The organism is Bacillus sp. NS1, assembly GCF_058248265.1.
On the sequence record NZ_JBZAZF010000003.1, the window covers coordinates 87,179 to 112,682 of the forward strand.

General features: G+C 45.3%; 23 protein-coding genes. 16 read left to right on the forward strand and 7 right to left on the reverse strand.

Annotation, left to right across the window (positions count from 1 at the left end; all coding sequences use genetic code 11):
* Nucleotides 1-14: 14 nt before the first annotated feature.
* Nucleotides 15-2,330: a helix-turn-helix domain-containing protein gene (locus AC4CV5_RS10900; RefSeq protein WP_490922750.1), complete on the reverse strand. Its 2,316-nt coding sequence runs from the start codon at nt 2,328-2,330 to the stop codon at nt 15-17.
* Nucleotides 2,331-2,545: 215 nt separating this feature from the next.
* Here AC4CV5_RS10900 and rmgP point away from each other — a divergent pair, with 215 nt between their 5' ends.
* The 6 genes from rmgP to AC4CV5_RS10930 all read left to right on the forward strand — a co-directional run bounded on the left by rmgP (nt 2,546) and on the right by AC4CV5_RS10930 (nt 7,377).
* On the forward strand, nt 2,546-3,511 hold the full coding sequence (gene rmgP, locus AC4CV5_RS10905) for a polygalacturonan/rhamnogalacturonan ABC transporter permease (RefSeq protein WP_222143359.1): 966 nt from the start codon (nt 2,546-2,548) through the stop codon (nt 3,509-3,511).
* 7 nt (nt 3,512-3,518) lie between these two features.
* The gene (gene rmgQ, locus AC4CV5_RS10910; RefSeq protein WP_166854610.1) at nt 3,519-4,640 is read left to right on the forward strand and encodes an unsaturated rhamnogalacturonyl hydrolase; all 1,122 of its coding nucleotides are present in this window, start codon (nt 3,519-3,521) and stop codon (nt 4,638-4,640) included.
* Nucleotides 4,637-5,140, forward strand: a complete 504-nt coding sequence (locus AC4CV5_RS10915; RefSeq protein ID WP_222143358.1) for a lipoprotein YteS — start codon at nt 4,637-4,639, stop codon at nt 5,138-5,140. Before rmgQ ends, AC4CV5_RS10915 begins: the two co-directional genes overlap by 4 nt.
* A gap of 11 nt (nt 5,141-5,151) precedes the next feature.
* Nucleotides 5,152-6,438, forward strand: coding sequence for a Gfo/Idh/MocA family protein (locus AC4CV5_RS10920; protein WP_490922751.1), 1,287 nt, complete (start codon nt 5,152-5,154; stop codon nt 6,436-6,438).
* Nucleotides 6,439-6,458: 20 nt separating this feature from the next.
* A complete protein-coding gene (locus tag AC4CV5_RS10925; protein WP_373923809.1) occupies nt 6,459-7,127 on the forward strand; it encodes a YesL family protein in 669 nt (222 codons plus the stop codon).
* A gap of 67 nt (nt 7,128-7,194) precedes the next feature.
* Complete coding sequence (locus AC4CV5_RS10930; protein ID WP_003223398.1) at nt 7,195-7,377, forward strand: sporulation protein Cse60; 183 nt, start codon at nt 7,195-7,197, stop codon at nt 7,375-7,377.
* 37 nt (nt 7,378-7,414) lie between these two features.
* On the opposite strand, the gene opuD is transcribed toward AC4CV5_RS10930, so the two are convergent.
* Nucleotides 7,415-8,950, reverse strand: a complete 1,536-nt coding sequence (gene opuD, locus AC4CV5_RS10935; protein ID WP_166849487.1) for a glycine betaine transporter OpuD — start codon at nt 8,948-8,950, stop codon at nt 7,415-7,417.
* Nucleotides 8,951-9,139: 189 nt separating this feature from the next.
* On the reverse strand, nt 9,140-10,402 hold the full coding sequence (locus AC4CV5_RS10940) for a BaiN/RdsA family NAD(P)/FAD-dependent oxidoreductase (protein ID WP_222143425.1): 1,263 nt from the start codon (nt 10,400-10,402) through the stop codon (nt 9,140-9,142).
* Nucleotides 10,403-10,606: 204 nt separating this feature from the next.
* Between AC4CV5_RS10940 and murJ the strand changes: the two genes are divergently transcribed.
* Together murJ and AC4CV5_RS10950 are read left to right on the forward strand one after the other, a co-directional pair.
* Nucleotides 10,607-12,241, forward strand: a complete 1,635-nt coding sequence (gene murJ / locus AC4CV5_RS10945) for a lipid II flippase MurJ (protein WP_166849491.1) — start codon at nt 10,607-10,609, stop codon at nt 12,239-12,241.
* A gap of 66 nt (nt 12,242-12,307) precedes the next feature.
* Entirely contained in the window at nt 12,308-13,027 is a 720-nt protein-coding gene (locus tag AC4CV5_RS10950) for a pseudouridine synthase (protein WP_490922754.1), read from the forward strand.
* Nucleotides 13,028-13,148: 121 nt separating this feature from the next.
* On the opposite strand, the gene AC4CV5_RS10955 is transcribed toward AC4CV5_RS10950, so the two are convergent.
* Nucleotides 13,149-13,370 carry a DeoR family transcriptional regulator gene (locus AC4CV5_RS10955; RefSeq protein ID WP_003152337.1) on the reverse strand — a complete coding sequence of 74 codons (222 nt, stop codon included), beginning with the start codon at nt 13,368-13,370 and terminating at the stop codon, nt 13,149-13,151.
* Nucleotides 13,371-13,659: 289 nt separating this feature from the next.
* Between AC4CV5_RS10955 and AC4CV5_RS10960 the strand changes: the two genes are divergently transcribed.
* Both AC4CV5_RS10960 and AC4CV5_RS10965 read left to right on the forward strand, forming a co-directional pair.
* Nucleotides 13,660-14,370, forward strand: coding sequence for an ABC transporter ATP-binding protein (locus AC4CV5_RS10960; protein ID WP_490922755.1), 711 nt, complete (start codon nt 13,660-13,662; stop codon nt 14,368-14,370).
* Complete coding sequence (locus tag AC4CV5_RS10965) at nt 14,367-15,524, forward strand: ABC transporter permease (RefSeq protein ID WP_326221219.1); 1,158 nt, start codon at nt 14,367-14,369, stop codon at nt 15,522-15,524. Before AC4CV5_RS10960 ends, AC4CV5_RS10965 begins: the two co-directional genes overlap by 4 nt.
* A gap of 38 nt (nt 15,525-15,562) precedes the next feature.
* Here the strand turns inward: AC4CV5_RS10965 and pbuO are convergent, their stop codons facing one another.
* Nucleotides 15,563-16,861, reverse strand: a complete 1,299-nt coding sequence (gene pbuO, locus AC4CV5_RS10970; RefSeq protein ID WP_166849503.1) for a hypoxanthine/guanine permease PbuO — start codon at nt 16,859-16,861, stop codon at nt 15,563-15,565.
* 96 nt (nt 16,862-16,957) lie between these two features.
* On the opposite strand from pbuO, the gene pepV reads away from it, so the two are divergent.
* Nucleotides 16,958-18,349 (forward strand): dipeptidase PepV, encoded by a 1,392-nt coding sequence (pepV, locus tag AC4CV5_RS10975; protein WP_326221221.1) that lies wholly within the window; start codon nt 16,958-16,960, stop codon nt 18,347-18,349.
* Nucleotides 18,350-18,381: 32 nt separating this feature from the next.
* On the opposite strand, the gene cysK is transcribed toward pepV, so the two are convergent.
* The gene (gene cysK / locus AC4CV5_RS10980) at nt 18,382-19,317 is read right to left on the reverse strand and encodes a cysteine synthase A (protein WP_166849509.1); all 936 of its coding nucleotides are present in this window, start codon (nt 19,315-19,317) and stop codon (nt 18,382-18,384) included.
* A gap of 148 nt (nt 19,318-19,465) precedes the next feature.
* On the opposite strand from cysK, the gene thpR reads away from it, so the two are divergent.
* The 5 genes from thpR (at nt 19,466) to AC4CV5_RS11005 (ending at nt 25,091) form a co-directional block, all read left to right on the forward strand.
* On the forward strand, nt 19,466-20,017 hold the full coding sequence (gene thpR / locus AC4CV5_RS10985) for an RNA 2',3'-cyclic phosphodiesterase (RefSeq protein WP_326221222.1): 552 nt from the start codon (nt 19,466-19,468) through the stop codon (nt 20,015-20,017).
* A gap of 25 nt (nt 20,018-20,042) precedes the next feature.
* The gene (locus AC4CV5_RS10990) at nt 20,043-20,957 is read left to right on the forward strand and encodes a hypothetical protein (RefSeq protein ID WP_166849515.1); all 915 of its coding nucleotides are present in this window, start codon (nt 20,043-20,045) and stop codon (nt 20,955-20,957) included.
* A gap of 48 nt (nt 20,958-21,005) precedes the next feature.
* A complete protein-coding gene (locus AC4CV5_RS10995; protein ID WP_490922756.1) occupies nt 21,006-21,935 on the forward strand; it encodes a YegS/Rv2252/BmrU family lipid kinase in 930 nt (309 codons plus the stop codon).
* 25 nt (nt 21,936-21,960) lie between these two features.
* A complete protein-coding gene (gene pulA / locus AC4CV5_RS11000; RefSeq protein WP_222143350.1) occupies nt 21,961-24,114 on the forward strand; it encodes a type I pullulanase in 2,154 nt (717 codons plus the stop codon).
* Nucleotides 24,115-24,293: 179 nt separating this feature from the next.
* The gene (locus AC4CV5_RS11005) at nt 24,294-25,091 is read left to right on the forward strand and encodes a phosphotransferase family protein (RefSeq protein WP_166849526.1); all 798 of its coding nucleotides are present in this window, start codon (nt 24,294-24,296) and stop codon (nt 25,089-25,091) included.
* Here the strand turns inward: AC4CV5_RS11005 and AC4CV5_RS11010 are convergent, their stop codons facing one another.
* The gene (locus AC4CV5_RS11010; RefSeq protein WP_003237926.1) at nt 25,092-25,370 is read right to left on the reverse strand and encodes a YtzH-like family protein; all 279 of its coding nucleotides are present in this window, start codon (nt 25,368-25,370) and stop codon (nt 25,092-25,094) included.
* Nucleotides 25,371-25,504 lie beyond the last annotated feature (134 nt).

The window sequence follows — 25,504 nt, forward strand, 5'->3', positions numbered from 1 at the left end:
CTGTTTTGGGTTTTTTACATGCTTCTTTTTTGCTGGCGGTAGTTTCCCGGTGTAATCCCCTCCAGCTTTTTAAATGATCTGATAAAGTTTTGCGAGTTTTTGTATTTCAGCTTTTCGGCAATGTCTTTTACCGCCATATCGGTTTCGGCAAGCCAGTTTTTCGCCATATGATGGCGGTAGCTGGAGACATATTCGCTGAATGAAATGCCCATTTCTTTTTTGAAAATGCTGCTTAAATAGTTTGGGTTGTAATGCAGCCTGCGGGCGATTTCGTCCAGTGTCAAATCGGATTCAAACTCATGGTGGATGATATGAATAATGTTGTCAGAAATATTTTTGTACTGGGCATCCGCGCGGGCGTTCACTTTGTCTGTCATCGGATCAATGAACTCATTCTTGAGCCAGTTTTCGGTATCCTCGAACGTTTTCAGCTCAAAAATTTGGTCATACAGCATTTTGTTTTCTTCAAGCTCAAACAATTCGATACCGAGCACATGCATCAGCTCAATCACATGGTTCAAAAAGCGGGCGATTGCGATTTGGAATTGGTACGGATTGGTGTTTTGAGTGAAGATCGACTGCAAAATCGCGTGCAGGCATTTGTCCGCTTTCTCCTTGTCTCCTGCTTTTACGGCATCGAACAGCTCATGCTGAAGCTGTTTTGGAAAATGGGTTTTGAAGGTTTTTTTCTGGTCAAGGTCTTCATAAAAGATAATCGATTTGTTTTCTGCTTTGAGCCGGTATTTCAACGCCTCCGAGCCTTCAGCGTAGGCTGTTTTCGCCTTTGTAAGCGCATCAAACGGCTGGCTGATACCGATGCTGACAGACAGCTGCAGCTCAGTTTCCGCCTTTTCCTGAATCATCCGTGCAGTCTCATTCAGCTCATCCATGAATTCTTCCTTTGTCCCATTCTGATTGATCAGAATGGTTGCCTGCTGTTTGTCTACGACGGCGGGGGCAAGATGTTTGTCTGCCGGGATGCTGCGCTCAATCAGGCTGTTGACGGCAAACAAAAGCAGATCCATATCTTTTTTCTCATAAGGCGTATGATTCAGTGTATCAATTTGCAGCACGAGCAGGGCGAGATGCCGCCAATTTTGCTTTAAACCGAGGCTTTCAAAACGATTATTGACCTCCTCATCCGTCAGTTTTCCAAGCATGAGCCTAACCATAAAATACTGCTGTAAATGAGTCGCCTGCTGTTTCATCGTCTCTTCAAGGTCGTCATTTCTGTCTTTTAGCTGCTTAAAGCTCTGTTCAATTAACTCGAATTCATTTTGAGGCGGCTGTTTCTCTTGTATAGCACCATGCCTTGCAAATGATTCGTAAAGCACTCTGATCGGCTTGTAAAAATGGCGGGAGCCAAGCCAAGAGAATAACAGTGAAAGCGCTAACAAAATAAAGCATACTGTAAAGGTGATCCAGCCAATTGACTTGGCTTCTTTTTTTAGTTCAGGCAAGGAAACGAGAGAAAAATAAGTCCATGTGTTATAGTCAGATTTTTGATAGGTGACTTTATAATGAATCCGGTCAATTACTGTTTCAAACTGTCCGTTATTGGCGGTCTGCGCCAGCATGTTTTGGACAAAGTCGTCGTTTTGAAGAGATTCACCGATATCAGACATGCTGTTATGCAGGATGATACGGCCTTTTTCATCAATGATATACAGGTTGTTGGCGTTTGAATAGTCAGGCATATTTTTGACAAGCGAGCAGCTTGGGATGCTCGCGGCGGCCAATCCCTTCGTATTTGTGCTGTTCAGAGGAAGCTGTTTAATCAAATTGATATTGTAGCGACAGTTGTCTGATGTCCCTTCTTTTGTCGAAATCAAATGATTGTTTTCTTCAAGGGTCCAATACGAGCGGCTCGCTTTGTGTTGCGTGTACGCTGCGGCTGCTTCATGAAGAGAGTCTGTATTCAAGCGGTACAAGCCGGAATTGTTCATGTACCATTTTTTCATATAACTGACTAGCGTCATGTTGGACAGGTCGGTATCAAAGCTTTGCAGATAGTTGAGCTCTTGGTTCACTTGGTTATAGATTTGAAATTGGTCAGAGTGCAAAGGCTCGGACAGTGTGCGAAGGAGAGGCGGCGAACTCACATAGTGGGTTAAAGAGTGATCGACAGTTTTCAATATATGCTCGATGCTTTGCTGAGTCTGCTGGAGTGTGTCGAGTTTTTCCTCCGAAACGTTGGAGATAGCTGTCTTCTGAGAGTGCTCGTACGAAAACAATCCGACCAGAATGACCGGAATGGTGCTGAGCAGACAGAAAAACGTGATTAGTTTGTAATAAAACTTGTATTGGCTTCCTTTCATAAAACCCCCCATTTCATAACATCGACATCACCTTAATACAATTAATCCAAAGATTGATAGATATTGTCAATAATCATTTTCTAATATCGGTGTCTTTTTTTCAGGTGGAATGGCTGAACCCTTGATCATAAAGGGATAAGGCAGGATGTGATCAGATGATTGTAGACGGACTTTTGCCTGCTGCGCTACAGTGAATGCAAGAACCCGTGAAAGGAGGCTTGGAAAAGATGAAAACCGCAGAAGCGCAAGCGCCGGCTGTTGATGCAGTCATTTTTAAAAAAGAAAAAAGAAAGCGCTTACTAAATAAGCTGATGCAACAGAAATATTTATACTTGATGATTTTGCCGGGGTGTATTTATTTTTTGCTTTTTAAGTATGTCCCGATGTGGGGAATTGTGATTGCGTTTCAGGATTATCAGCCGTTTCTCGGCATTTTGGGCAGTGAGTGGGTCGGGCTGAAGCATTTTATCAGGCTGTTTACAGAGCCTACATTTTTTCTCCTGTTAAAAAACACGCTCGTGTTATTTGCTTTGAATCTGGTTATATTTTTCCCGGTGCCGATTTTGCTGGCGCTTCTATTAAACGAAGTGCGGATCGCTCTCTTTAAAAAATTTGTTCAAACGCTGATTTATATCCCGCATTTTATGTCTTGGGTCATTGTTGTATCGCTTTCGTTTGTGCTTTTAACAGTAGACGGAGGCTTGATTAATGAACTGATTGTGTTTTTTGGCGGTGAAAAAATCAATTTTCTGCTGAACGAAGAATGGTTCCGGCCCCTGTATATTCTGCAGGTCATCTGGAGGGAAGCGGGCTGGTCGACAATCATTTATCTGGCGGCCATTACAGCTGTTGACCCCCAGCTGTATGAAGCGGCGAAAATGGATGGAGCGGGACGGCTGCGGCAAATGTGGCATATTACCCTGCCCGCCATTAAAAGTGTCATCGTCGTTTTGTTGATTTTAAAAATCGGAGACACGCTGGAGCTTGGCTTTGAGCATGTGTATTTGCTGTTAAACGCGACAAACAGGGAAGTGGCGGAAATTTTTGATACGTACGTTTATACTGCAGGGCTGAAACAGGGCCAATTCAGTTACAGTACAGCAGTCGGTGTATTTAAAGCGGCGGTCGGGCTGATTTTGGTCATGCTTGCGAATCGTTTGGCGAAGAAATTTGGCGAGGAAGGAATCTATTAAGAAAGGGATGGGATCAATGGATCAATCAATCGCTGTAAAATCGCCTCTTACGTACGCGGAGGCATTGGCAAAAACGATTATGAACACGTACACAGTGGAGGAGCTGCCGCCTGCAAACCGCTGGCACTACCATCAGGGTGTTTTCTTATGTGGGGTATTGCGGCTGTGGGAAGCAACCGGGGAAAAGCGGTATTTTGAGTATGCGAAGGCTTACGCAGATCTCTTAATCGATGATTATGGCAATCTGTTATTTAGAAGAGATGAGCTTGACGCTATTCAAGCGGGTCTTATTCTTTTTCCATTATACGAGCAGACCAAGGATGAGCGGTATGTCAAAGCGGCAAAAAGGCTGCGCAGCTTGTATGGGACACTGAACCGGACGTCTGAGGATGGTTTTTGGCACAAGGACGGCTATCCTTATCAAATGTGGCTTGACGGTTTATACATGGGCGGGCCGTTCGCACTGAAATACGCCAATCTGAAGCAGGAGCCGGAGCTGTTTGATCAGGTCGTGCTCCAGGAGTCGCTGATGAGAAAGCATACGAAGGATTCTAAAACGGGACTCTTTTATCATGCCTGGGATGAAGCGAAAAAAATGCCTTGGGCCAATGAAGAGACAGGCTGCTCCCCAGAATTCTGGGCGCGTTCCATCGGGTGGTACGTCATGTCTCTTGCCGACATGATTGAAGAGCTGCCGAAAAAGCACCCAAACCGTCACGTGTGGAAAAAAACGCTGCAGGACATGATGAAAAGCATCTGCCGCTATCAAGACAAGGAGACGGGGTTATGGTACCAGATCGTTGATAAGGGCGACAGGTCCGATAACTGGCTGGAAAGCTCAGGATCCTGTCTGTACATGTACGCAATCGCAAAAGGACTCAATAAAGGATATCTAGACAGTGCATACGAACCAACACTGTTAAAAGCGTACCAAGGTTTGATTCAGCATAAAACCGAAACAACAAAAGATGGTGCGTTTCTCGTCAAAGATATATGTGTCGGAACGTCAGCCGGTTTCTATGACTATTACGTCAGCCGGGAAAGAAGCACAAACGATCTGCACGGGGCCGGTGCGTTTATTTTGGCCATGACAGAGCTGGAGCCTCTTTTTAGGTCAGCGGGGAAATGAAAATAAGTATACGTACGGCTTTGTGTGTGATCATCTCAGTGCTCTTTTTGGCATCATGCTCAAGCAGGCCGGACGGAATGCATGTTATCCTCTTTTCTGATATGCAGGCAGGCGTACAGGAAAACATAAAAGAGGCCGCTGAGCAAAAGGCCGGGAAGGTTGATATCTTTCCAGCCTTTCCGGAAAAACTGCTGACTGAAATCACCGCTCGTGAGGGAGATGTTTTCATCGTGCCTGAAGACATGTTTCAAGCGTACGATGATCCAGAAAATTTTCAGCTGTTAGACGGATTGCCATCGGAAAAAACATCTCCTTATACAACGGTTAATAAAAAAACAGGAGAAAAAACGGTCTATGCCGTTCAGATCGAAAAAGGGGAAAAACAGCTGAACGGCTATACTTTTCGATTGAATCGCAATATGGCGGCGTTTATCCCTGTGTACGCTAAAAAAACAGAGGAAGCGCTGCAGCTGATTTCTCAACTAACTGAAGCCCGATAGAGGTGAGGACATTGAAGAACATCGTCATTTGCGGAGTGAGCAGCAGAGCTCTCAGTATGTTTATCAAACCGCTGATGGAGCGGTTTTCAACACATTATGAGATTACAGGATTGCTGGATGCTGATCCGAAACGTTTTGCCGTATGCAAGAAGAAGTTTCCCGAGCTTGCCCACGTGCCGGAGTACAACGAAGATGCTTTTGATGAGATGATGCGCGTTTCAAAGCCTGATATCGTCATTGTAGCAGGCAGGGATGACACCCATGTCGCATATATCTTAAAAAGCCTTCAGTGGGATATGGATGTGATTACAGAAAAACCAATGGTGACGACGGTACAGGATGCGAATCGGGTGCTTGAGGCGGAGGCGAAAAGCAAAGGAAATGTCACCGTGGCGTTTAACTATCGCTATAGCCCGTTTCATCGGAAAATTAAAGAAATGATTCTGGACGGAAAAATAGGCAGGGTAACCTCTGTTGATTTGAATTGGTATATTGATACGTATCACGGCGCCAGCTATTTTAAACGCTGGAACCGGTCAAGACCACTTTCTGGCGGTCTTTCTGTCCATAAATCAACACACCACTTCGATCTCGTTAATTGGTGGCTCGGGCAAAATCCGGTGGAGGTATTTGCTTACGGCGCCTTGAATTACTATGGGCCGGACAGTGAGTGGAACCCGCTGCCGGAAGAAGACGGGCGTTTTTGCGGGACGTGCAGCGTCAAAGAAAAATGCCATTACTATTCAAGATGGCATCCCCGCTCCTCCAAAGCCTCTGTTAAGGATGATCACCTCCAAACGGGGGACCAGTCCAGCTTATATACTGCATACAGACCTGACGCGTGTATTTTTGACGAGGAAATTGACATTGAGGATACGTACGTGGCGGCTGTCAAATATGACGGCGGTGCGCTTTTAAGCTACTCGATCATATTTTCCGCCCCGTATGAAGGCTACCGGCTGACAATCAATGGCACAAAAGGGCGTATCGAATCAAATGAATTTCACGAGCCTTCCAGAATTCCGTTTGCTTTTCCTGAGCAGACGATTGAATATTATCCGCTCTTTGAATCAAAGCAGACGATACAAGTGGTCAAAAACGAGGGCGGGCACGGTGGAGGCGATCCGTTATTGCTTGAAGATCTTTTTTTAGGAAAAGACCCGTTGCGCCGCTATGACATTTTAGCCGGGGCTGAAGCAGGAGCTTACTCCATCGCGGTTGGTGAGGGGATGTGGCGCTCGGTTGCTGAAAAGAAGCCGATCGACATTAAAAGGCTTTTTCAGATGCAAAATGTATAATGCGAAAAGGAGGGGCCGCTGTGGAGCATGATGGTTCAATGGGGCGGGTGCTGCGCTTTTGTGAGTGGATCATGAGATTTGCTTATACAAACCTGCTTTGGCTGTTTTTTACGTTGCTCGGTCTCGGTGTGTTCGGCGTCATGCCCGCGACCGCAGCTTTATTCGCTGTCATGCGGAAATGGGTTCAGGGGCAGGACAGCGTTCCAGTGCTAAAAACGTTTTGGCGGGAATACAAGGCAGAATTTTTTCGTTCAAATTTGATCGGTGCTGTACTGGCCATCATCGGATTGATTATTTATATTGATTTGGCCTTTATTTATCCGAGCCATTTCCTCCTGCATGTCCTGCGCTTCGCCATTATGATATTTGGATTTTTGTTCGTATCCATGCTTTTTTATGTGTTTCCGCTGCTTGTCCATTTTGATTGGAAAAAACGTCTGTACGTGAAGTTTTCGCTCTTGCTCAGTGTAGCCTATTTGCAATATACACTCGTGATGCTTGCGCTGACAGTGGCTCTCCTTTTCTTGCTTGCATACCTGCCCGGCATTGTCCCTTTTTTCAGCGTCAGCCTGATCAGCTACTGTCATATGCGAATCGTTTATGCTGTGCTGCTGAAAGTGGAGCAGCAAGACGATGAGCCGCAGAGAAAACACCATACACGGGAAGCTTTTTATCCGAAGATGAGGTGATCATCATTTCTCTATCATAACGCTGTTCCAAACGGAATAGATTGATAGAGAAAGGAGAGCGGATAAGATGCTGAAGGTGGCAGTATTTGATGAAGAGCATGAAAAAGACTTACAGACGGAAATCAATTCATTTCTAAAAGGGATATCGGAGGAGCAGCTGATTGATATCAAATATACGGTTTCGGCGGCGTGCGACCCAGACGGCGAGCAGCTTTACTGTTTTTCCGCCCTTATTCTATATCGCAAATAAAAAAGATCTTCCCGCAGGTGCGGAAAGATCTTTTTTGTTAATATGCCTTTTTCACTCTTGGACTTCTCGGTTTGTCGATTTTCTCTGCTTTTTTGATCTCTCTTCGTTCTTTTGAGAGCGATTTATAGAGAGCGGCAATCATCAGCAGGATGACAATAGAAAACGGCAGCGCTGCCAGAATCGCTGTGTTTTGCAAAGCGGAAAGCCCGCCGGAATACAAGAGGACAGCAGCCATGGCAGATTGAATGATGCCCCAGCTGAATTTTACTGAATTGGCCGGGTTCAATGAACCGTATGTCGTCTGCATGCCGAGAACAAATGTTGCAGAGTCAGCAGACGTAATAAAGAACACAGCGATCAGGATTAATGACAAAATAGATGTCACCATCGCCAGCGGATAATGGTCAAGTGTTCCAAACAGCATCGTTTCAGTTGACAGCTTCGCTACATTGAATGTGCCGTTCTGCTGAAGATCCATAGCCGATACGCCAAAGATAGAGAACCATAGGAACGCGAGAATACATGGTGTTACCAAGACACCGATCAAAAATTCACGGATCGTCCGTCCTCGGGATACCCGGGCGATGAAAATGCCGACAAATGGAGACCAGGAAATCCACCATGCCCAATAGAAAATCGTCCAGCCGTTAATCCATTCACGTTTTTCAGGATCGTACGGCGTCAGTCTGAAGCTCATTTGCACAATGTTTTGTATATACTGTCCGATAGAATCTGTAAATGAGTTCATAATCAGTACGGTAGGTCCGGCAAACAGCACAAACAGCATTAACAGTCCAGCTAATACCATATTGGTGTTGCTCAAGTACTTAATGCCTTTTCCGAGTCCGCTCCACGCAGAAATCAAGAAGAGCACAGTAACAACGGCTATCAAAATAAATTGAACGAGAAAGTTATTTGGAATGCCAAATAAGTAACTCAATCCGCCGTTAATTTGAGTCGCCCCGATACCAAGGCTTGTCGCTACCCCGACGACTGTGGCAAAAACAGCAATACAGTCAATCAGTTTTCCGATTGGGCCGTTTACTTTATCGCCGAGAATCGGTGACAGCGTACTGCTGATTAATCCTGGAGCGCCTTTTCGGAATTGGAAATAAGCGATGCATAATGCCACAACGGCATAGATGGCCCAAGCGTGCAGACCCCAGTGGAAAAACGTATAGCGGAGTGCATCTCTAAAGGCTTGGGGGGTTTCTGTTTCACCTGATGGAGAGCTAATTGCGTAATGGCTGATCGGTTCAGCCGCACCGTAGAATACCAAGCCGATTCCCATGCCTGCGCTGAACAGCATGGCAAACCATGATAATAACCCGAATTCCGGTTTTTCATCGGGCTTTCCGAGTTTGATTTTTCCGATCGGGCTGAAAATCAAAAAGAGACAGAACCCGACAAACAAAGAGACAACTAAAAGATAATACCAACCAAACGAATTGGTGATAAATGATTGTGCGGATTGGGATACGTTCTGCAGGCTGTCAGGAGAAACAACGCCCCACAATACAGCGGCAGCTGTGATCACAATCACAATCCAAAATACACTAGATATATTTTTCAAGTATTCTCACCCTCTAAATTTTTTGTGTACGCCTATATCTGCTCGTAGGCTTAGTATGGTCGTACTCTGGCAGATCATTCCTCTCTTAAAATTACCCCGCAATCAGGTGAAACAAAACAAGTCCCACCGTAACATGAATGCGGAGAATTTTCAAATGTTCAGCGTTTTGTACAAAATTGAAAAGACTTGTCAAGAACGGGAAAAGCGACCGGCATTCAGCCCCGCAAGCCTTCCTGTTACAAGGGCTGAGGTAATATTGTACCCTCCTGTGTAGCCGTGGATATCCAGAATTTCACCGCAAAAATAAAGCCCCTCCATTTTTTTAGAAGCCATCTTTTTTGGATCAATTTCTTTTACAGATACCCCTCCCCCTGTGACAAATGCCTTATCAAGAGACAGTGTGCCGTTTGCGAGTATTGTAAACTGCTTGCAGTCCTTTACAAATTGTCTGAAAGGGTCCTTCGGCAGCTCAGAAAACGATACGTTCGGAGAGATGCTGTTTTTTTCGAGCAAGAATAGGAGATAGCGCTCCTGCATCCAAGGTTTCAGTACGTTTTTAATGGCTTTTTTCGGTGCTTCCTTCAGTTCTTTATACATCTTTTGGAATAGTGTTTCTTCATTGATATCCGGATATAGATCAATTCTGATCGGTACTTGCGGCTGTTTTTTCAGCTCTTTCACGACAAATTGGCTGCATCTCAGAATGGCAGGTCCGGAGAGGCCGAAATGGGTAAACAGCATGTCCATTTTATGTGTGATGACCGGTTTGCCTTTTTTATTTAACACACTGACAGCAACATCTCTTAGTGATAAGCCCTGAAGTGTTTTTTGCTTAATGAACGGTTCGGCAGATGTAACGGGAACCTCTGTCGGAAACAGCTCTGTTATGGTATGGCCCGCGGCTTCAGCCCATTCATAGCCGTCTCCCGTGCTTCCGGTATGAGGCACACTTTTACCGCCGACAGCGATAATGACAGCCTGACTATGGATCAATTCGCCGTTATTCGTCACAATCCCTGCTGCTTGTCCATCTTCATAGATGACAGATTTAATTTTCTCATTCGTTCTGATCGTGACGCGAAGCTGTTTCAGCCTGTTTAACAGCGCGTCAACGACACTTTGGGCTTTGTCTGTCACAGGAAACATCCGGCCATGATCCTCTTCCTTCAATTGAATGCCGAGATTTTCAAAAAACTTGATAATGTCTTCATTACTAAATTCAGAAAACGCACTGTATAAAAAACGTCCATTGCCGGGGATGTGCTTAATAATTTCCTCCACAGGAAGGCGGTTCGTCACATTGCAGCGGCCACCCCCGGAAATCGCGAGTTTCCGCCCTAATTTATTTCCTTTATCGATCAGCAAAACATCTGCGCCCTGTTCACCTGCTGCAATCGCAGCCATCAAGCCTGAAGGGCCTCCGCCGATTACGATTACGTCATATTGTTTCATCTTTATCATCAACTTTCTTTTTCCGTTTCGTGTGCGAACACCCCGTCCGCAATATTATTATAGCGAAAGAAGGCCTCTCCTTAAACGTCTTTTGCCGCGAACCTGAATGTTCATAAGATTGCTTTTGTATTTATTACCGTCTAAATGCCCAGTTGTGGTAAAATAGAAAAGTTGAATCTTCGTAGAAAATGGTGATGAAGAAACATGTCAAGCAAACTGTTAAGAGGCACGTTTGTATTAACGCTCGGTACATATATATCGCGGATTCTGGGAATGGTCTATTTAATTCCCTTCAGCATTATGGTCGGGGCGACAGGCGGTGCATTATTTCAATACGGATACAACCAATACACTTTATTTTTGAATATTGCTACGATGGGCTTTCCAGCCGCTGTTTCTAAATTTGTTTCCAAATATAATTCCAAAGGGGATTATGAAACAAGCAGAAAAATGCTCAAGGCGGGCATGTCGGTTATGCTCGTCACAGGAATGATTGCCTTTTTCATTCTGTATTTATCCGCTCCGATTTTTGCGGAAATATCGCTGGGAGGCAAGGATAATAACGGTTTGACAATTGATCATGTCGTCTATGTCATCCGCATGGTCAGCTTAGCGCTTTTGGTCGTGCCGATTATGAGCCTTGTCCGCGGATTCTTTCAAGGTCACCAAATGATGGGGCCGACAGCTGTTTCCCAAGTTGTTGAGCAGATTGTCCGCATCATCTTTTTACTCAGTGCGACATTCTTGATTTTGAAGGTTTTGAACGGCGGCCTTGTGATCGCTGTCGGTTATGCAACTTTCGCAGCGCTGATCGGCGCCTTCGGCGGACTGATCGTACTTTATATTTATTGGAACAAACGGAAGGGCAGTCTGCTGGCGATGATGCCCAATACGGGACCGACAGCAAACCTAAGCTACAAGAAAATGTTTTTTGAGCTGTTCAGCTATGCTGCTCCGTACGTTTTTGTCGGACTAGCCATCCCTTTGTATAACTATATTGATACAAATACGTTTAACAAAGCGATGATTGAAGCCGGCCATCAAGCCATCAGTCAGGACATGCTGGCGATTCTTACCCTGTATGTGCAGAAGCTCGTGATGATCCCGGTTTCCCTTGCAACGGCTTTCGGCCTGACATTAATTCCAACGATTACTGAATCGTTTACAAGCGGAAACTATAAGCTGCTGAATCAGCAGATCAATCAAACGATGCAGACGATCCTGTTTTTGATTATTCCGGCTGTTGTCGGTATCTCTCTATTGTCAGGACCTACGTATACGTTCTTTTACGGATCAGAGAGCCTTCATCCAGAACTGGGGGCAAACATTCTGCTTTGGTACTCGCCAGTTGCGATTCTGTTCTCTTTATTTACGGTCAACGCAGCCATTCTGCAGGGCATCAATAAACAAAAATTTGCGGTTGTCAGTCTAGTGATCGGCGTCGTGATCAAACTTGTGCTGAATGTTCCTTTGATCAAGCTGATGCAGGCTGACGGCGCGATTTTAGCGACAGCGCTTGGATATATCGCTTCACTTTTATACGGATTTATCATGATTAAGCGCCATGCAGGCTATTCGTACAAGATATTAGTCAAACGGACTGTTTTGATGCTGGTCTTATCAGCCATTATGGGTATTGCCGTGAAAATCGTACAGTGGCTATTAAGCTTCTTTATTTCCTACCAGGATGGCCAGGTGCAAGCTGCGATCGTTGTGGTGATTGCGGCCGCTGTTGGCGGAGCTGTCTACCTGTATTGTGGCTACCGATTAGGATTTTTGCAGAAAATATTAGGCCGCCGTTTGCCGGGGTTCTTAAAGAGAGGCAGACATGCCGGCTGATGAACAAATATATGAAACTGAGGGCTCGCATACTGCGGGCTTTCTTTTATAAAGGAGAGATTGGGTATGAGACTTGATAAGCTGCTTGCCAACAGCGGGTATGGTTCCAGAAAAGAAGTCAAAGCCGTTGTGAAGGCGGGGGCAGTCATGGTCGACGGCAAACCGGCCAAAGATGTAAAGGCGCACGTTGATCCAGATACGCAGGAGGTTACGGTATACGGGGAACCGATTGATTACCGCGAGTTCATTTATCTTATGATGAATAAGCCGCAGGGAGTGCTGTCGGCGACTGAGGACAGCCGGCAGCAAACAGTGGTCGATCTGCTGACGCCGGAGGAGATAAGGTTTGAGCCGTTCCCCGCCGGCAGGCTTGATAAAGATACAGAGGGCTTTTTGCTGCTCACAAATGACGGCCAGCTCGCACATCGGCTCCTGTCGCCTAAAAAACATGTTCCCAAAACATATGAAGTCCATTTAAAATCACAGATTTCACCGGAAGGCATCTCCGATTTAGAAACGGGTGTCTACATTGAAGGCGGCTATAAAACAAAGCCGGCGAAAGCGGAAATCAAAGCAAACGACAACGGCAATACCGTGATATACCTGACGATTACAGAAGGAAAATACCATCAGGTCAAGCAGATGGCAAAGGCTGTCGGCAATGAAGTCATTTATCTAAAGCGACTTTCAATGGGGCCAGTTTCATTAGATCCCGCTCTGGAGCCGGGAGAATACCGTGAGCTTACAGAGGAAGAGCTAAAGTGGCTGAATGAGCCGCAAGCATAAAAAAAATCCCGCATCGAAATGCGGGATTTTTTATTTATAAGCACACAAAAACAAGGCTCAGAAGTTTCTTCGCCCTGTATCTATCAGGCCGCTCGCAGGCGGCCCTATGTAATTTTTCAATTTATGAGGTAATCTTTACTTTCTTTCTCGTTGTCTCCCACTTGCCACGGCTTGGACTATGAACAAGATCATTATATGCCAACACATTTAAGTCTCTTTGAATCGTTCTAGGTGTAATGCCGAATTCGTCAACCAGTTCTTGTGTTGTCACAAGACCTTTTTCTTGGATAAACATGTAAACTGATTTGATTCGAGTTAGCATACGGTTTGTTGAAGGTTTCAAAAAACCACTCCCTATCATAAGATCGGATGGACTTGACTAACCACAACTCACGACTATCAACTGCGTACGAAATAGCAACAAAGGCAGACATCTGTAATGTTTAAAATAATTCGCCCTCATTATACACGATATCGCAGTGATGAATCTAGGGATAACTCCTATTAATTTTTTCCAATTTGAGCTGGGCAGCCATCCTTGTTGGATTACTATGTATTTCGACACAATATTATTATGGTTAAAGAAACTTTTTTTATTCTGTTTCGTAGTAAATTTTGGAGGTGGATGAGATTTGACAAAATTGCTTGAAGCTTCAATAGAACAGGCAGGGTATACAAGCCGAAAAAAGGTGCTCACCGATGTTTTTTTGGAAGTCGAAAAAGGGGAGCTAGTCGGTCTAATTGGAGCTAACGGAGCTGGAAAAAGCACCGCAATCAAGGCGATACTCGGCCTCTCAGAAGACTTTAAAGGGCATATTGTTTGGAACGACTGTACATTTGCATATATTCCAGAGCATCCGTCCTTTTACGAAGAATTAACGCTGTGGGAGCATTTGGATCTGATCAGCACGCTCCGCGGTATTGAAGAGAGTGAATTTGCGCACCGGGCCGAAAACTTGCTGCGAACGTTTTCGCTTGATCAAGTCATGCACGAGCTGCCTGTCACCTTTTCAAAAGGTATGCAGCAAAAACTGATGCTTATTCAGGCTTTTCTATCAAAGCCGGATATGTATGTGATTGATGAACCATTTATCGGCCTTGATCCGATATCGACGAAACGTTTTGTGGACATGCTTCAGGCTGAAAAAGATCGGGGCGCCGGCATTCTCATGTGTACACACGTACTCGATACCGCGGAAAAAATCTGCGACCGGTTTTACATGATTGAGAAAGGGTCTTTGTTTCTCCAGGGCACGTTTAAAGATATTCAGGACCAGACCGGATTAGCGGGGCAGTCATTGCTTGACTGTTTTTATAAGGCGGTCCAAGGTGATCAGCCATGAACGGGCGATCGCTCTTTTTTCGTAGGCTGTTTGACTATTATAGGTATCAGTTTAGAGTATTCCATGCGGTCATTGACTGGACAGTCGCTCTCTACATTGTTTTGCCGGGGCTTGCTTTTGTCATCTATCAGTATATCGATTTGATGAACGAAAGAGGCCTTTTTTATGAGTGGTCTGAAATGATGGAATGGAGATGGCTGTACGCTGTGTGTGTGCTGATTGTGTGCACAGGCTCAATCCATACGTTTTTAATGGAAGCAGACAAAGTGTTTTTGCTGCAAAAGAAAGAGATGATCTATCAGCTCAAACGGTACGCGCTGGTGTATTCTTTTTTGGTCACGCTCGCCAAATGGCTGTTGCTCTTTTTCATTGTTCTTCCCTTTATCAGTTATTCTGTTCACGTCACATTGGCAGAAAGTATTGCTCTATTGTGTTACCTGTTTGGCCTTCATACATTCTTTTTATCCTTAAAGCAAGACAGGGTCAGAAAGCCGCGTTCCATTTCGAGACGGATTGCCGAAATTCTTTTCAGGGCCGTTCTTTTCTCTGGTTCTGCTGTCCTGATCGTTTTCACTGAGTGGCGTTTGCTTGCGCTCATTGGCATTTTGTTTTTGATATTCGCATTCGTCCGCGGTTTGAAAAAGGCAGCTTCGTTCTCGGCTTTTGAATCAGAGGTAACTGAAGAGAAAAAAAGCAGGCTTGCGCTTGCCGGGCTTGTGATGATGATGAGCCAGGAGGCGGGAATCCCGAAAGTGAAAGACAGGATGAGAAGAAAACCGTTATTATACCGGAATTCAAATAGGATATTTAAAAGACGGACGATCTGTACAGGCTATAAGGAATTGTTTTTTAAAGTCATGCTGAGGAATGGTGAGTATACGAGGCGGATGTGCATGCTGCTGTCAGCATTCATGATTCTTATCATTATGTCCCCAATCTGGCTGAAACTGATTGCGCTGCTGGTGTACATAGGCGTTTGCCGTTATATCCTAACGCTTATCTTTGACAAAGTGATGGATGCGCCTATTTTAATTGGAGCCGATAAGGAAAGTGATGAGTATTACCGGGCCAGAAAAAGCTGTATACACACGCTGCATTATGCGTTTGTCACCTGCTGTTTTTTAGCGGCCACTGTGTCTTTATTGTTTACATAAAAAACCCAAACGGCTGGCGTTTGGGTTTTCTCTATGTGTTATAAAATAAACAGCTGGATGAAAAACAGAATGGCGAAAATGATGACGAGCGGATGAATCTCTCTCCATTTTCCCCGCGCTGCTTTTACGATCGGATATGAAATAAAGCCGAGCGCAATTCCTGTAGAAATGCTGGATGTCAAAGGCATGGCCAGAATGACGAGAAACGCAGGAAATGCCTCGTCCATCTCTTTCCAATTCATATTGGAAACCGAGCTCATCATCAGGCTGCCGACAATAATCAAAGCAGGAGAGGTGATGGCGGCTATACCGGATAAGGCGCTGACTAGCGGACTGAAAAACATTGAAACCGCAAACAGCACCGCAACAGTCAAAGCCGTAAGCCCCGTTCTTCCCCCGGCTGCGACACCAGCGGAAGATTCGATAAATGCAGTTGTCGGACTTGTGCCGAAAACAGCTCCTACTGTCGTCGCGGTCGAATCTGCTAGCAGCGCTTTTCGCACGTTCGGCAGCTTGTTGTTCTTCATCAGCCCGGCTTGCTCGGCAACACCGATCATTGTGCCGGTCGTATCAAAAATCGTGACCAATAGAAAAGAAAAGACGACAGCGTACAGGCCGTGATGGACGACATCGCCAAAAGCGGAAAACGGATTAGAGATGATCAATCCTTCCGGCAAATGAGGAAGCGACATAAAGCCCTTTGGAAAATGCAGCTGCCCGGTAAAAAAGGCGATCAAAGCGGTAGCTGCCATTCCGATGAATAAGGCGCCGCTGACATTCAGCACCATTAAGACTACACTGATCAGTAGGCCGATCAGTGTTAATATAACACCAGGTGAATGCAGATTGCCGAGAGTAACCAGGTTTGACTCATCAGCCGCCACAATTCCCGCCTGCCGCAAACCGATAAAAGCAATAAACAGACCGATCCCTGTTGTGATCCCGTATTTTAAATTATTTGGAATCGCTTCTATAAGTTGTTTTCTTAAAGGTGTTAACGATAGAATAATGAAGAGAACCCCTGCTGTAAATACAGCGCTGAAAGCTGTTGCGTACGTAATGCCGCCATCGCTTGCGCTTACGACATGAAAGGCTAAATAAGCGTTCAAGCCCATACCGGGCGCAATAGCAATCGGATAATTTGCTGCCAGGGCCATCCACAGCGTTCCGACAATGGAGGCAATAATCGTTGCGGTGAAAACCTGGTCGAAAGGAACTCCGGCGTTAGCCAGAATGACCGGATTAACCACGACGATATAGACCATTGTGAAAAAGGTGGTCAGCCCTGCTATGATTTCTTGCTTTATGGATGTTTGCTGCTCTTTTAGATGAAACATAGTATCCTCCAATTACGAACGTTTTAACAAAACACCATTAATATTATTCGTTTTATTTTGTTTTTGCAAGTCATTTCTTGCGGAAAGGGGATCGTTATGAACTGGGAAGTCGAAGTGATCAGAAAAAAAGAGGATTTAATTCGTGATACGCAGGAATTTTTGAGAATCAACAGTGTAATGGACGAAACAACCGCCGGACCCGGCAAACCGTTTGGAGAAGGAGTAAACGCCAGCCTGACTTCACTGCTGGAGCTCGGAGAAAAAGAAGGCTTTACAACAAAGAATCTTGACGGCTTCGCAGGTCATATTGAATGGGGAGAGGGCGATGACATTGTCGGCGTACTTTGCCATGTTGACGTCGTGCCGCCAGGAGACGGATGGACGAGTGATCCGTTTTCAGCTGATATCCGTAACGGACGAATTTATGCAAGAGGCGCCATTGATGACAAAGGTCCGACGATGGCAGCATTCTACGCGCTGAAAATCGTGAAAGATATGAATCTGCCGCTGTCCAAGCGTGTCAGAATCATTATCGGAACAGACGAAGAAAGCGATTGGAGATGTGTGGAGCATTATTTCAAGCATGAAGAAATGCCAACGCTGGGATTTGCGCCTGACGCCGATTTTCCGATTATTAACGCGGAAAAAGGGATTGTTGATGCTTCATTACTCATCCCGCACCGCTCAAACCAAGCCAATGCAGAGGCAGTGCTTGTCTCATTTCAGTCAGGCCTTCGCTTGAACATGGTGCCTGACGCTGCGGAAGCTGTTATTAAAGGGCCGAAAAAAGAAGAGATTCTTGCTTCGTTTGAAGACATGCTTCGCACGACAGATCAAAAAGGAGAAGCTGGAATAGAGAACGGACAGCTCATTTTGCGTATGTACGGGCTTTCCTGCCATGCGATGGAACCGAATAATGGAATCAATGCCGGTCTTTTATTGTGTGAATTTCTCCAGCAGGCTGAGCTTGACGAAGCAGGACAGCGATTTGTGCAAGTCGTGACAGACAAGTTTTCAGACGATACGAGAGGAAAGAAACTGAATATTGATTGTGAGGATGACATTAGCGGCGAGCTTACATTAAATGTCGGAACACTGCGCTATACGGAAGGGCAAGGAGGAGAGCTCGGGATCAATATCCGCTATCCTGTAACCGCAGAAAGCAAAGTAATCCGCGATGCATTCGAAAGCGCATCTGAATTTGAGCTGGGAGAATTCAAAGACAGTAAGCCTCATCACGTGTCAGCAGACCATCCGTTAGTCAAAACTCTGCAAAAGGTTTATGAAGGCCAGCTGGGCAAAAAAGCTGATTTAATCTCAATCGGCGGGGGGACTTATGCTAGATCTTTAAAAGCCGGTGTCGCGTTCGGCCCGCTCTTCCCCGGACGTCCTGACAGCGCACACCAAAAGGATGAATATATCGAAATCGATGACCTGCTCAGATCGACAGCGCTATATGCGCAGGCGATCTACGAACTTGCAAAATAAAAGGACCGGCTTCTTCTGAAGCCAGTCCTTTTTTAAACAAATGACCATAAATCAGTTGATAAATACCGTTCTCCCGTATCGGCTATCATACAGACTACGACTTGGTCAGGAGAGAGGCGTTTCGCTGTTTCGATTGCCGCGAAGCAGGCAGCGCCTGACGAAGGCCCGACAAGAATTCCTTCTTCAGCAGCGAGGCGTCTAGTCGTCGTATAGGCGTCTTCATCAGAAATTTTGATAATTTCATCATATACGTCTTGATTTAAAATCGGAGGTATGAAACCTGGGCTTGTCCCTACAAGCTTATGTGCACCGGGTTTTCCTCCGGATAATACAGGCGAACCCGCAGGCTCGACAACATGAACCGTGATATCCGGAAAAAGCTCTTTGAGCGCTTCACCTGTTCCGGTAATGGTTCCGCCCGTTCCGGAAGACGCTACAAAAGCGCCGAGCGGTTTTCCGATTTCCTCTATTGCCCGGGCAATTTCAGGTGCCGTCGTTTTCCGGTGCGCGTCAGGATTCGCAGTGTTATCGAACTGCATTGGAATATAGCTGTTCGGAATTTGTTCGGCAAGCTCTTTTGCTTTTTTGATGCTGCCCGGCATTCTTTCCGCTCCGGGTGTTAATACAACTTCTGCGCCGTAAGCTTTTAATAGGTTGATCCGTTCCTTCGTCATCGTATCAGGCATGACTAAGATCGCTTTATAGCCGCGTGCTGCCGCATTCATGGCGAGTCCGATTCCGGTATTTCCGCTTGTCGGCTCTATAATAACTGAGCCCGGCTGGAGCAAACCGTTTTGTTCTGCTTCTATGATCATATGATAAGCGGCTCTGTCTTTCACACTGCCGCTTGGATTGAAGAATTCAAGCTTTAAATAGACTTGTGCTGCATTTTCCGGCTGAAGCCGATTCAATCTCACAAGCGGTGTATCTCCTATCAGATCAGCTGTGTTTTCAACGATTTTCAACATTGTCATTCCTTTCTGAATAAAACAAGTGTCATATAATATCCTAACATAATAAACGTTTGTGTGAGAGTGTTTTCATACACTGTTCCTCTATTCGCACAGCCTCTTTATTGATAAAATAATAGCTGTTAAAGAAGGGAGTATCAGACGGATGCCAGATATACGGCCTCATTATTTCATCGGTGTTCCCATTCCTGAGGGAATTGCAAATCCGATTTACCAAGCTGCGAAAAACGAGCCAGTTTTGACGTTTCAAAAATGGGTGCACCCGCTTGACTACCATATCACGTTGATTTTTCTCGGAGCGGCGGATGAGACACAAATCCAGCAGCTTGAAGGCTCACTAGCTGTGATTGCTTCAGAAACTGATCCGTTTCCGATTGAGTTTGGCAAAATAGATGTATTCGGCGACCGCAGAAGGCCGCGTGTTTTACATCTGGAGCCAAAGAAAAACAGAACGCTTGAAATGCTGCGGGAACATACGAAACAGGCTGTTCTTCAAGCCGGCTTTCAAGTGGAAAAAAGACCGTATCACCCTCATATGACGCTGGCTAGAAAATGGACAGGCGAGGAAGGATTTCCGGCACATGTTCCGTTTGAAAGCGGCGAGGTTTCGATGATGGCTGAACGGTTTTCGCTCTTTCAAATACACTTGAACCAATCACCAAAGTACGAGGAACTATTCAAATTTCATTTATCTTAATTCATTGCGGAGTGGAGAAACGAATATGGCACAAATCATCAAAATTCATGATTATATATCGAGATATGAGCTTGATCCGTACCATTATATGAACCAGTTTGTACGGCTGAAAAAAGAGCGCTGGCTTTCACTATTAGAAGCAGCGGAGCGCCAGCATGAAGCAAGACAAACCAGTGCCGAAGAGCCGGAACCGGTGCAGAAACGAAAAAAATTTTCATTGAAAAGAAGAAAAGAAGAGATAAAAGCCGATATACAAGAAGAGAGACACCAATGGTTTGAGGAAGAAGACGATCTACATGTAAGGCTGCCGAAGAGCAGGATGGCGCTTGCTTCTTTTTATAAAAGACATTTATATGACTTTCAGCTCAAATGGGCAAGCTCTACTCTTTCAGAAATATCTCATCTCTCAAACCAGGTGAAGCAAGACCGCATTTTGCGTTATCTGACCCAGCAGCTGCCTGATTCTTATTTCATTATGTATAAACCTGTACTGCAAATTCAGCAGGCGGCGGTTGAATTAAGCATTGTGGTTATTTCCCCGCTTGACATTTATTGCGTTTCTTTTTTAGAGGCGGAGGAAGACAGTGTGTACATCGGGTCTAAAAATCGTTTTTGGGAGAAGAAAACAGCCTCTCAGACTGCATCAGTGTTAAATCCGGGGTTGAGCCTGTTTCGCACGGATTCCGTTGTGTCAAAGATCATAAAGGAAAAACAGGCTGAGATTCCGGTTCGAAAATTGCTTCTGAGCAGAACGTCGTACATCGATTACCCGGAACCGCCATACGGCTTAGAAATAGCAGATAAGCGGGGCGCAGAAGAATGGATTGAGCGGCAGAAGAAAAATACTGCTCCGATTAAACATCATCAGGTAAAGGCTGCAAAGGCCCTATTGTCTTACTGCATGTCTGACTCCTATCGCAGACAAGAGTGGCTGGAGTAAAAGAGAACGATTTGAGCGGTTTTCTCATAACATAAGCAGGTGAGAAAAGTGAGCCATTGGTTTTTTATTATTAATCCGACAGCAGGGCATCGAAACGGCCTGCGGGTTTGGAAGTCCATTCAAAAGGAATTGATCAAACGAAAGATTGAGCACCGTTCATTTTTAACTGAACATCCGGGACACGCTGAGGTGCTCGCCAGGCAGATTTCAACGATACAGGAATATAAGCTGAAGCGCCTGATTGTCATTGGCGGAGACGGAACCATGCATGAAGTTGTTAACGGGTTGAAAGATGTTGACGATATTGAACTGAGCTTTGTGCCGGCGGGCGCGTATAATGATTTTTCGAGAGGATTCTCTATTAAAAAAATCGATCTGATAAAGGAAATCAAGAAGTTAAAGCGTCCGTTAACCCGAACCTTTCATTTAGGGAGCGTCAATTTCCTGCAGGATAAATCGCAGATTCTTTATTTTATGAATCATATCGGGATTGGGTTTGACGCATATGTCAATAAAAAGGCGATGGAATTTCCGTTGAAACGTTTTTTTCTTTTTCTTCGCCTTCGATTTCTTGTGTATCCGCTTTCTCATTTGCATGCCTCGGCGACCTTTAAGCCGTTTTCATTAGCCTGTACAATAGAAGGAGAAACGCAAGAATTTCATGATGTCTGGTTTGCAGTTGTATCCAACCATCCATTTTACGGGGGCGGCATGAAGGCGGCGCCGCTTGCAAATCCGCGTGTGAAGGCATTTGATATCGTGGTCGTTGAAAATCAGCCGTTCTTGAAAAAATATTGGCTTTTATGTCTGATGGCATTTGGAAAACATACAAAGATGGACGGCGTTACGATGTTTAAAGCAAAGGACATTACGTTTTACACGAAGGACAAAATTCCGTTCCATGCTGACGGAGAAATCATGGGCACCACCCCGTTTCGTCTGGCATCGAGTCCTTCGCCCCTAAAGGTCAAAACATAAACGTGTTTGGAGGAGAGAGCTTCCAATGGTCAGCATCAGCCGCAGCTTCGAAGCGTATGTCGATGACATAAATATCATTACCATTCTGATTCCCGCTGAACAAAAAGAAATCATGAAACCGCCTTTTTGGCTTGAGACAGAAACTGCAGTTTTTCCTCTGGCTGTCAGGGAAGAATACCGTCTTGAATCAGCATACAAGTACGTTTGCGTATCTGACCGTCCAATGACATTCGGAAAAATGCATGCCGTCAGAGCGTCCAGCGGCGACAAAACGGATCTCCAAATTGGCGCGGTCATCCGGACGGACGCCTTTGATGACTCATTCTATTATGACGGAGAGCTGGGGGCCGTTTACACTGCGGATTATACTGAATTTAAAGTATGGGCGCCTGTCGCAACCTCAGCTGCAGTCAAGCTTTCACATCCAAATAAAAGCGGGCGCACATTCCAAATGATTCGGATGGAAAAAGGAGTCTACACCGTTACTGTCACTGGTGATCTCCACGGGTATGAGTATGTGTTCTGCATCTGCAACAATTCAGAATGGACAGAAACGGTTGACCCGTATGCAAAGGCGGTGACAGTAAATGGAGAGAAGGGGGTCGTCCTGCGCCCGGATCAAGTGAAGTGGGCTGGCCCGCTCAAACCATTCTCAAACCCTGTGGATGCCGTCATCTATGAGATGCACATCCGCGACTTCTCCATCCATGAAAACAGCGGCATGAAAAACAAGGGGAAATACTTAGCGCTGACGGAAACGGATACGCAAACCGCAAATGGCTGTTCTTCCGGTCTGGCGTATGTAAAAGAGCTCGGTGTTACACACGTAGAGCTTCTGCCGGTAAATGATTTTGCCGGAGTTGATGAAGAGAAGCCGCTTGATGCTTACAATTGGGGTTATAACCCGCTTCATTTTTTTGCCCCGGAGGGAAGCTATGCCTCAAATCCTCATGATCCTCAAACAAGAAAAACAGAGTTAAAACAAATGATTAAAACCCTTCATCAGCACGGCCTGCGAGTCATTCTGGATGTCGTCTATAACCACGTCTATGAGAGGGAGAATTCCCCTTTTGAAAAGACAGTGCCAGGTTATTTTTTTCGGCATGACGAATTTGGGATGCCTTCAAACGGCACCGGCGTTGGCAATGATGTCGCGTCAGAAAGACGGATGGCGCGAAAATTCATTGCGGATTGCGTCACCTACTGGATAGAGGAATACGATGTCGACGGCTTCCGCTTTGATCTGCTCGGCATTTTAGATATTGATACGGTGCTTTATATGAAGGAAAAAGCAACTGCGATAAAGCCAGGAATCCTGCTCTTCGGGGAAGGATGGGATTTGGCGACACCGCTGCCGCATGAACAAAAAGCGATTTTGGCGAACGCTACAAAAATGCCGGGCATCGGCTTTTTTAATGATACGTTTCGTGACGCTGTGAAAGGGAATACCTTTCACCCCATGGCAGCGGGCTTTGCGCTCGGAAGCGGTGAAGCTGCGGAAACCGTCATGCACGGAATTGCAGGCTCTTCCGGATGGAAGGTATTAGCACCGATTGTTCCTGAACCCAGCCAGTCCATCAACTATGTTGAGTCACACGACAATCACACCTTTTGGGATAAAATGGGCTTTGCGCTTTCTAAAGAAACTGACAGCCAAAAGAGAAGCAGGCAAAGGCTGGCAGCGGCGATCATCTTGCTTGCCCAAGGGGTGCCGTTCATTCACAGCGGACAGGAATTTTTCAGGACGAAGCAGGGAGTGGAAAACAGCTATCAATCCAGTGACAGCATCAACCAGCTGGATTGGGATCGTCGTGAAACGTTCAAAGAAGATGTTGACTATATCCGCAGGCTGATTTCGCTGAGATTAACGCATCGTGCATTTCGTCTTAATTCCGCTGCAGACATCCAGCGTCATCTTGAATGTTTAACGCTAAAAGAACACCTTATCGCATACAGGCTTTATGACCTTAACGAGATTGATGAATGGGAAGACATCATCGTCATTCATCACGCGAGTCCGGACTTCGTTGAATGGAAGCTGCCAAACGATAAAACGTACCGGCTTTTATGTGATACTTCAGGCTTTCATCATCAAATAGAAATTAAGAAAGCGGTTGCGGTAAACGGCATCGGAACGGTTATCTTATATTTAGCATCAGATCTTAAGAGTTTTGCTTGACGAAGTTTGTGCTATAGCGCTAAAATTTAAAGGACGGCTATTGATTAGCATATGAGACTCTCAATAGCTGTCTTTTTTATTTTCATACGATTCGTACGAAAAAGGCACTCGCTGGATAGACTAGAGACGATTAGCCTTTATTCTAAAATATTTTAAGAAATGATGGGTTGAACATTGATATGAACTGGTTGGGACAATTACTAGGTAGCGATTGGGAGATCTTCCCCGCCGGAGGAGCTACAGGAGATGCATATTATGCGAAACATAACGGGCAGCAGCTTTTTTTAAAACGTAATAGCTCACCTTTTTTAGCTGTTTTATCCGCCGAAGGCATTGTTCCGAAGCTGGTTTGGACAAAACGGATGGAAAATGGGGACGTCATTACGGCTCAGCACTGGATGACCGGCAGAGAGCTGAAGCCTAAAGATATGAGCGGACGGCCCGTTGCTGAATTGCTTCGTAAAATACACACATCAAAAGCCTTGCTGGACATGCTAAAGAGACTTGGAAAAGAACCGCTGAACCCGGAGGCTCTTCTGTCTCAGCTGAAGCAAGCTGTATTTAGTGTGCAGCAATCTTCGCCGCTGATTCAAGAAGGAATCAAGTATTTAGAAGAACATCTGCATGAAGTGCATTTCGGTGAGAAAGTCGTTTGCCATTGTGATGTCAATCATAATAACTGGCTATTGTCTGAAGACAACCAGCTGTATTTAATTGACTGGGACGGCGCCATGATCGCTGATCCGGCGATGGATCTAGGGCCTTTGCTGTACCACTACGTCGAAAAGCCAGCTTGGGAGAGCTGGCTGAGCATGTACGGCATTGAGTTAACAGAAAGCCTGCGGTTACGAATGGCTTGGTATGTGTTATCTGAAACAATCACTTTCATTGCCTGGCACAAAGCAAAAGGCAATGATAAGGAATTTCATGACGCAATGGAAGAACTGCATATTCTCATGAAACGTATCGTTGAATAATCAGGAATACGAATCCATCTGCTCTACCCATTGAGACAGGCTGTTCTGATGCTCTTGTATGTGTGAGTCGATGGATTTGGACGATATTCCTGATTGGCTGTAGCGGTAAACATCTTCCAGCACGTTTTTGAAGTTTGAATCGAGCTCGGTGTTTGCCATCAGCGATTTAATCACACGCTCAAGCTGCTCGTACTCTGCGACGGTTCCGCAGCAGTCCAATTGATGGTCAGTCAATATATCCTTCAATAAATGAACTTGATGCTCATAATGTAAACCCATAACGGTACACATCCCTTCAGTATCATACGGGTTAAATTGTTCAAAATAGAGCGTTTTTATGCATGTAAAAGGAGTGTTCCGGCAGACGGAAACTTCTTTTTTTATATAATCGGCCCTAGAAGGCACACTGGAAA

Excerpts from the sequence above, each read along its gene's own strand:
- AC4CV5_RS10900 (WP_490922750.1), bottom strand. The coding sequence starts at position 2,330 with ATGGGGGGTTTTATGAAAGGAAGCCAATACAAGTTTTATTACAAACTA.
- rmgP (WP_222143359.1), top strand. The coding sequence starts at position 2,546 with ATGAAAACCGCAGAAGCGCAAGCGCCGGCTGTTGATGCAGTCATTTTT.
- rmgQ (WP_166854610.1), top strand. The coding sequence starts at position 3,519 with ATGGGATCAATGGATCAATCAATCGCTGTAAAATCGCCTCTTACGTAC.
- AC4CV5_RS10915 (WP_222143358.1), top strand. The coding sequence starts at position 4,637 with ATGAAAATAAGTATACGTACGGCTTTGTGTGTGATCATCTCAGTGCTC.
- AC4CV5_RS10930 (WP_003223398.1), top strand. The coding sequence starts at position 7,195 with ATGCTGAAGGTGGCAGTATTTGATGAAGAGCATGAAAAAGACTTACAG.
- AC4CV5_RS10940 (WP_222143425.1), bottom strand. The coding sequence starts at position 10,402 with ATGAAACAATATGACGTAATCGTAATCGGCGGAGGCCCTTCAGGCTTG.
- murJ (WP_166849491.1), top strand. The coding sequence starts at position 10,607 with ATGTCAAGCAAACTGTTAAGAGGCACGTTTGTATTAACGCTCGGTACA.
- AC4CV5_RS10950 (WP_490922754.1), top strand. The coding sequence starts at position 12,308 with ATGAGACTTGATAAGCTGCTTGCCAACAGCGGGTATGGTTCCAGAAAA.
- AC4CV5_RS10965 (WP_326221219.1), top strand. The coding sequence starts at position 14,367 with ATGAACGGGCGATCGCTCTTTTTTCGTAGGCTGTTTGACTATTATAGG.
- pbuO (WP_166849503.1), bottom strand. The coding sequence starts at position 16,861 with ATGTTTCATCTAAAAGAGCAGCAAACATCCATAAAGCAAGAAATCATA.
- pepV (WP_326221221.1), top strand. The coding sequence starts at position 16,958 with ATGAACTGGGAAGTCGAAGTGATCAGAAAAAAAGAGGATTTAATTCGT.
- cysK (WP_166849509.1), bottom strand. The coding sequence starts at position 19,317 with ATGTTGAAAATCGTTGAAAACACAGCTGATCTGATAGGAGATACACCG.
- thpR (WP_326221222.1), top strand. The coding sequence starts at position 19,466 with ATGCCAGATATACGGCCTCATTATTTCATCGGTGTTCCCATTCCTGAG.
- AC4CV5_RS10990 (WP_166849515.1), top strand. The coding sequence starts at position 20,043 with ATGGCACAAATCATCAAAATTCATGATTATATATCGAGATATGAGCTT.
- pulA (WP_222143350.1), top strand. The coding sequence starts at position 21,961 with ATGGTCAGCATCAGCCGCAGCTTCGAAGCGTATGTCGATGACATAAAT.
- AC4CV5_RS11005 (WP_166849526.1), top strand. The coding sequence starts at position 24,294 with ATGAACTGGTTGGGACAATTACTAGGTAGCGATTGGGAGATCTTCCCC.
- AC4CV5_RS11010 (WP_003237926.1), bottom strand. The coding sequence starts at position 25,370 with ATGGGTTTACATTATGAGCATCAAGTTCATTTATTGAAGGATATATTG.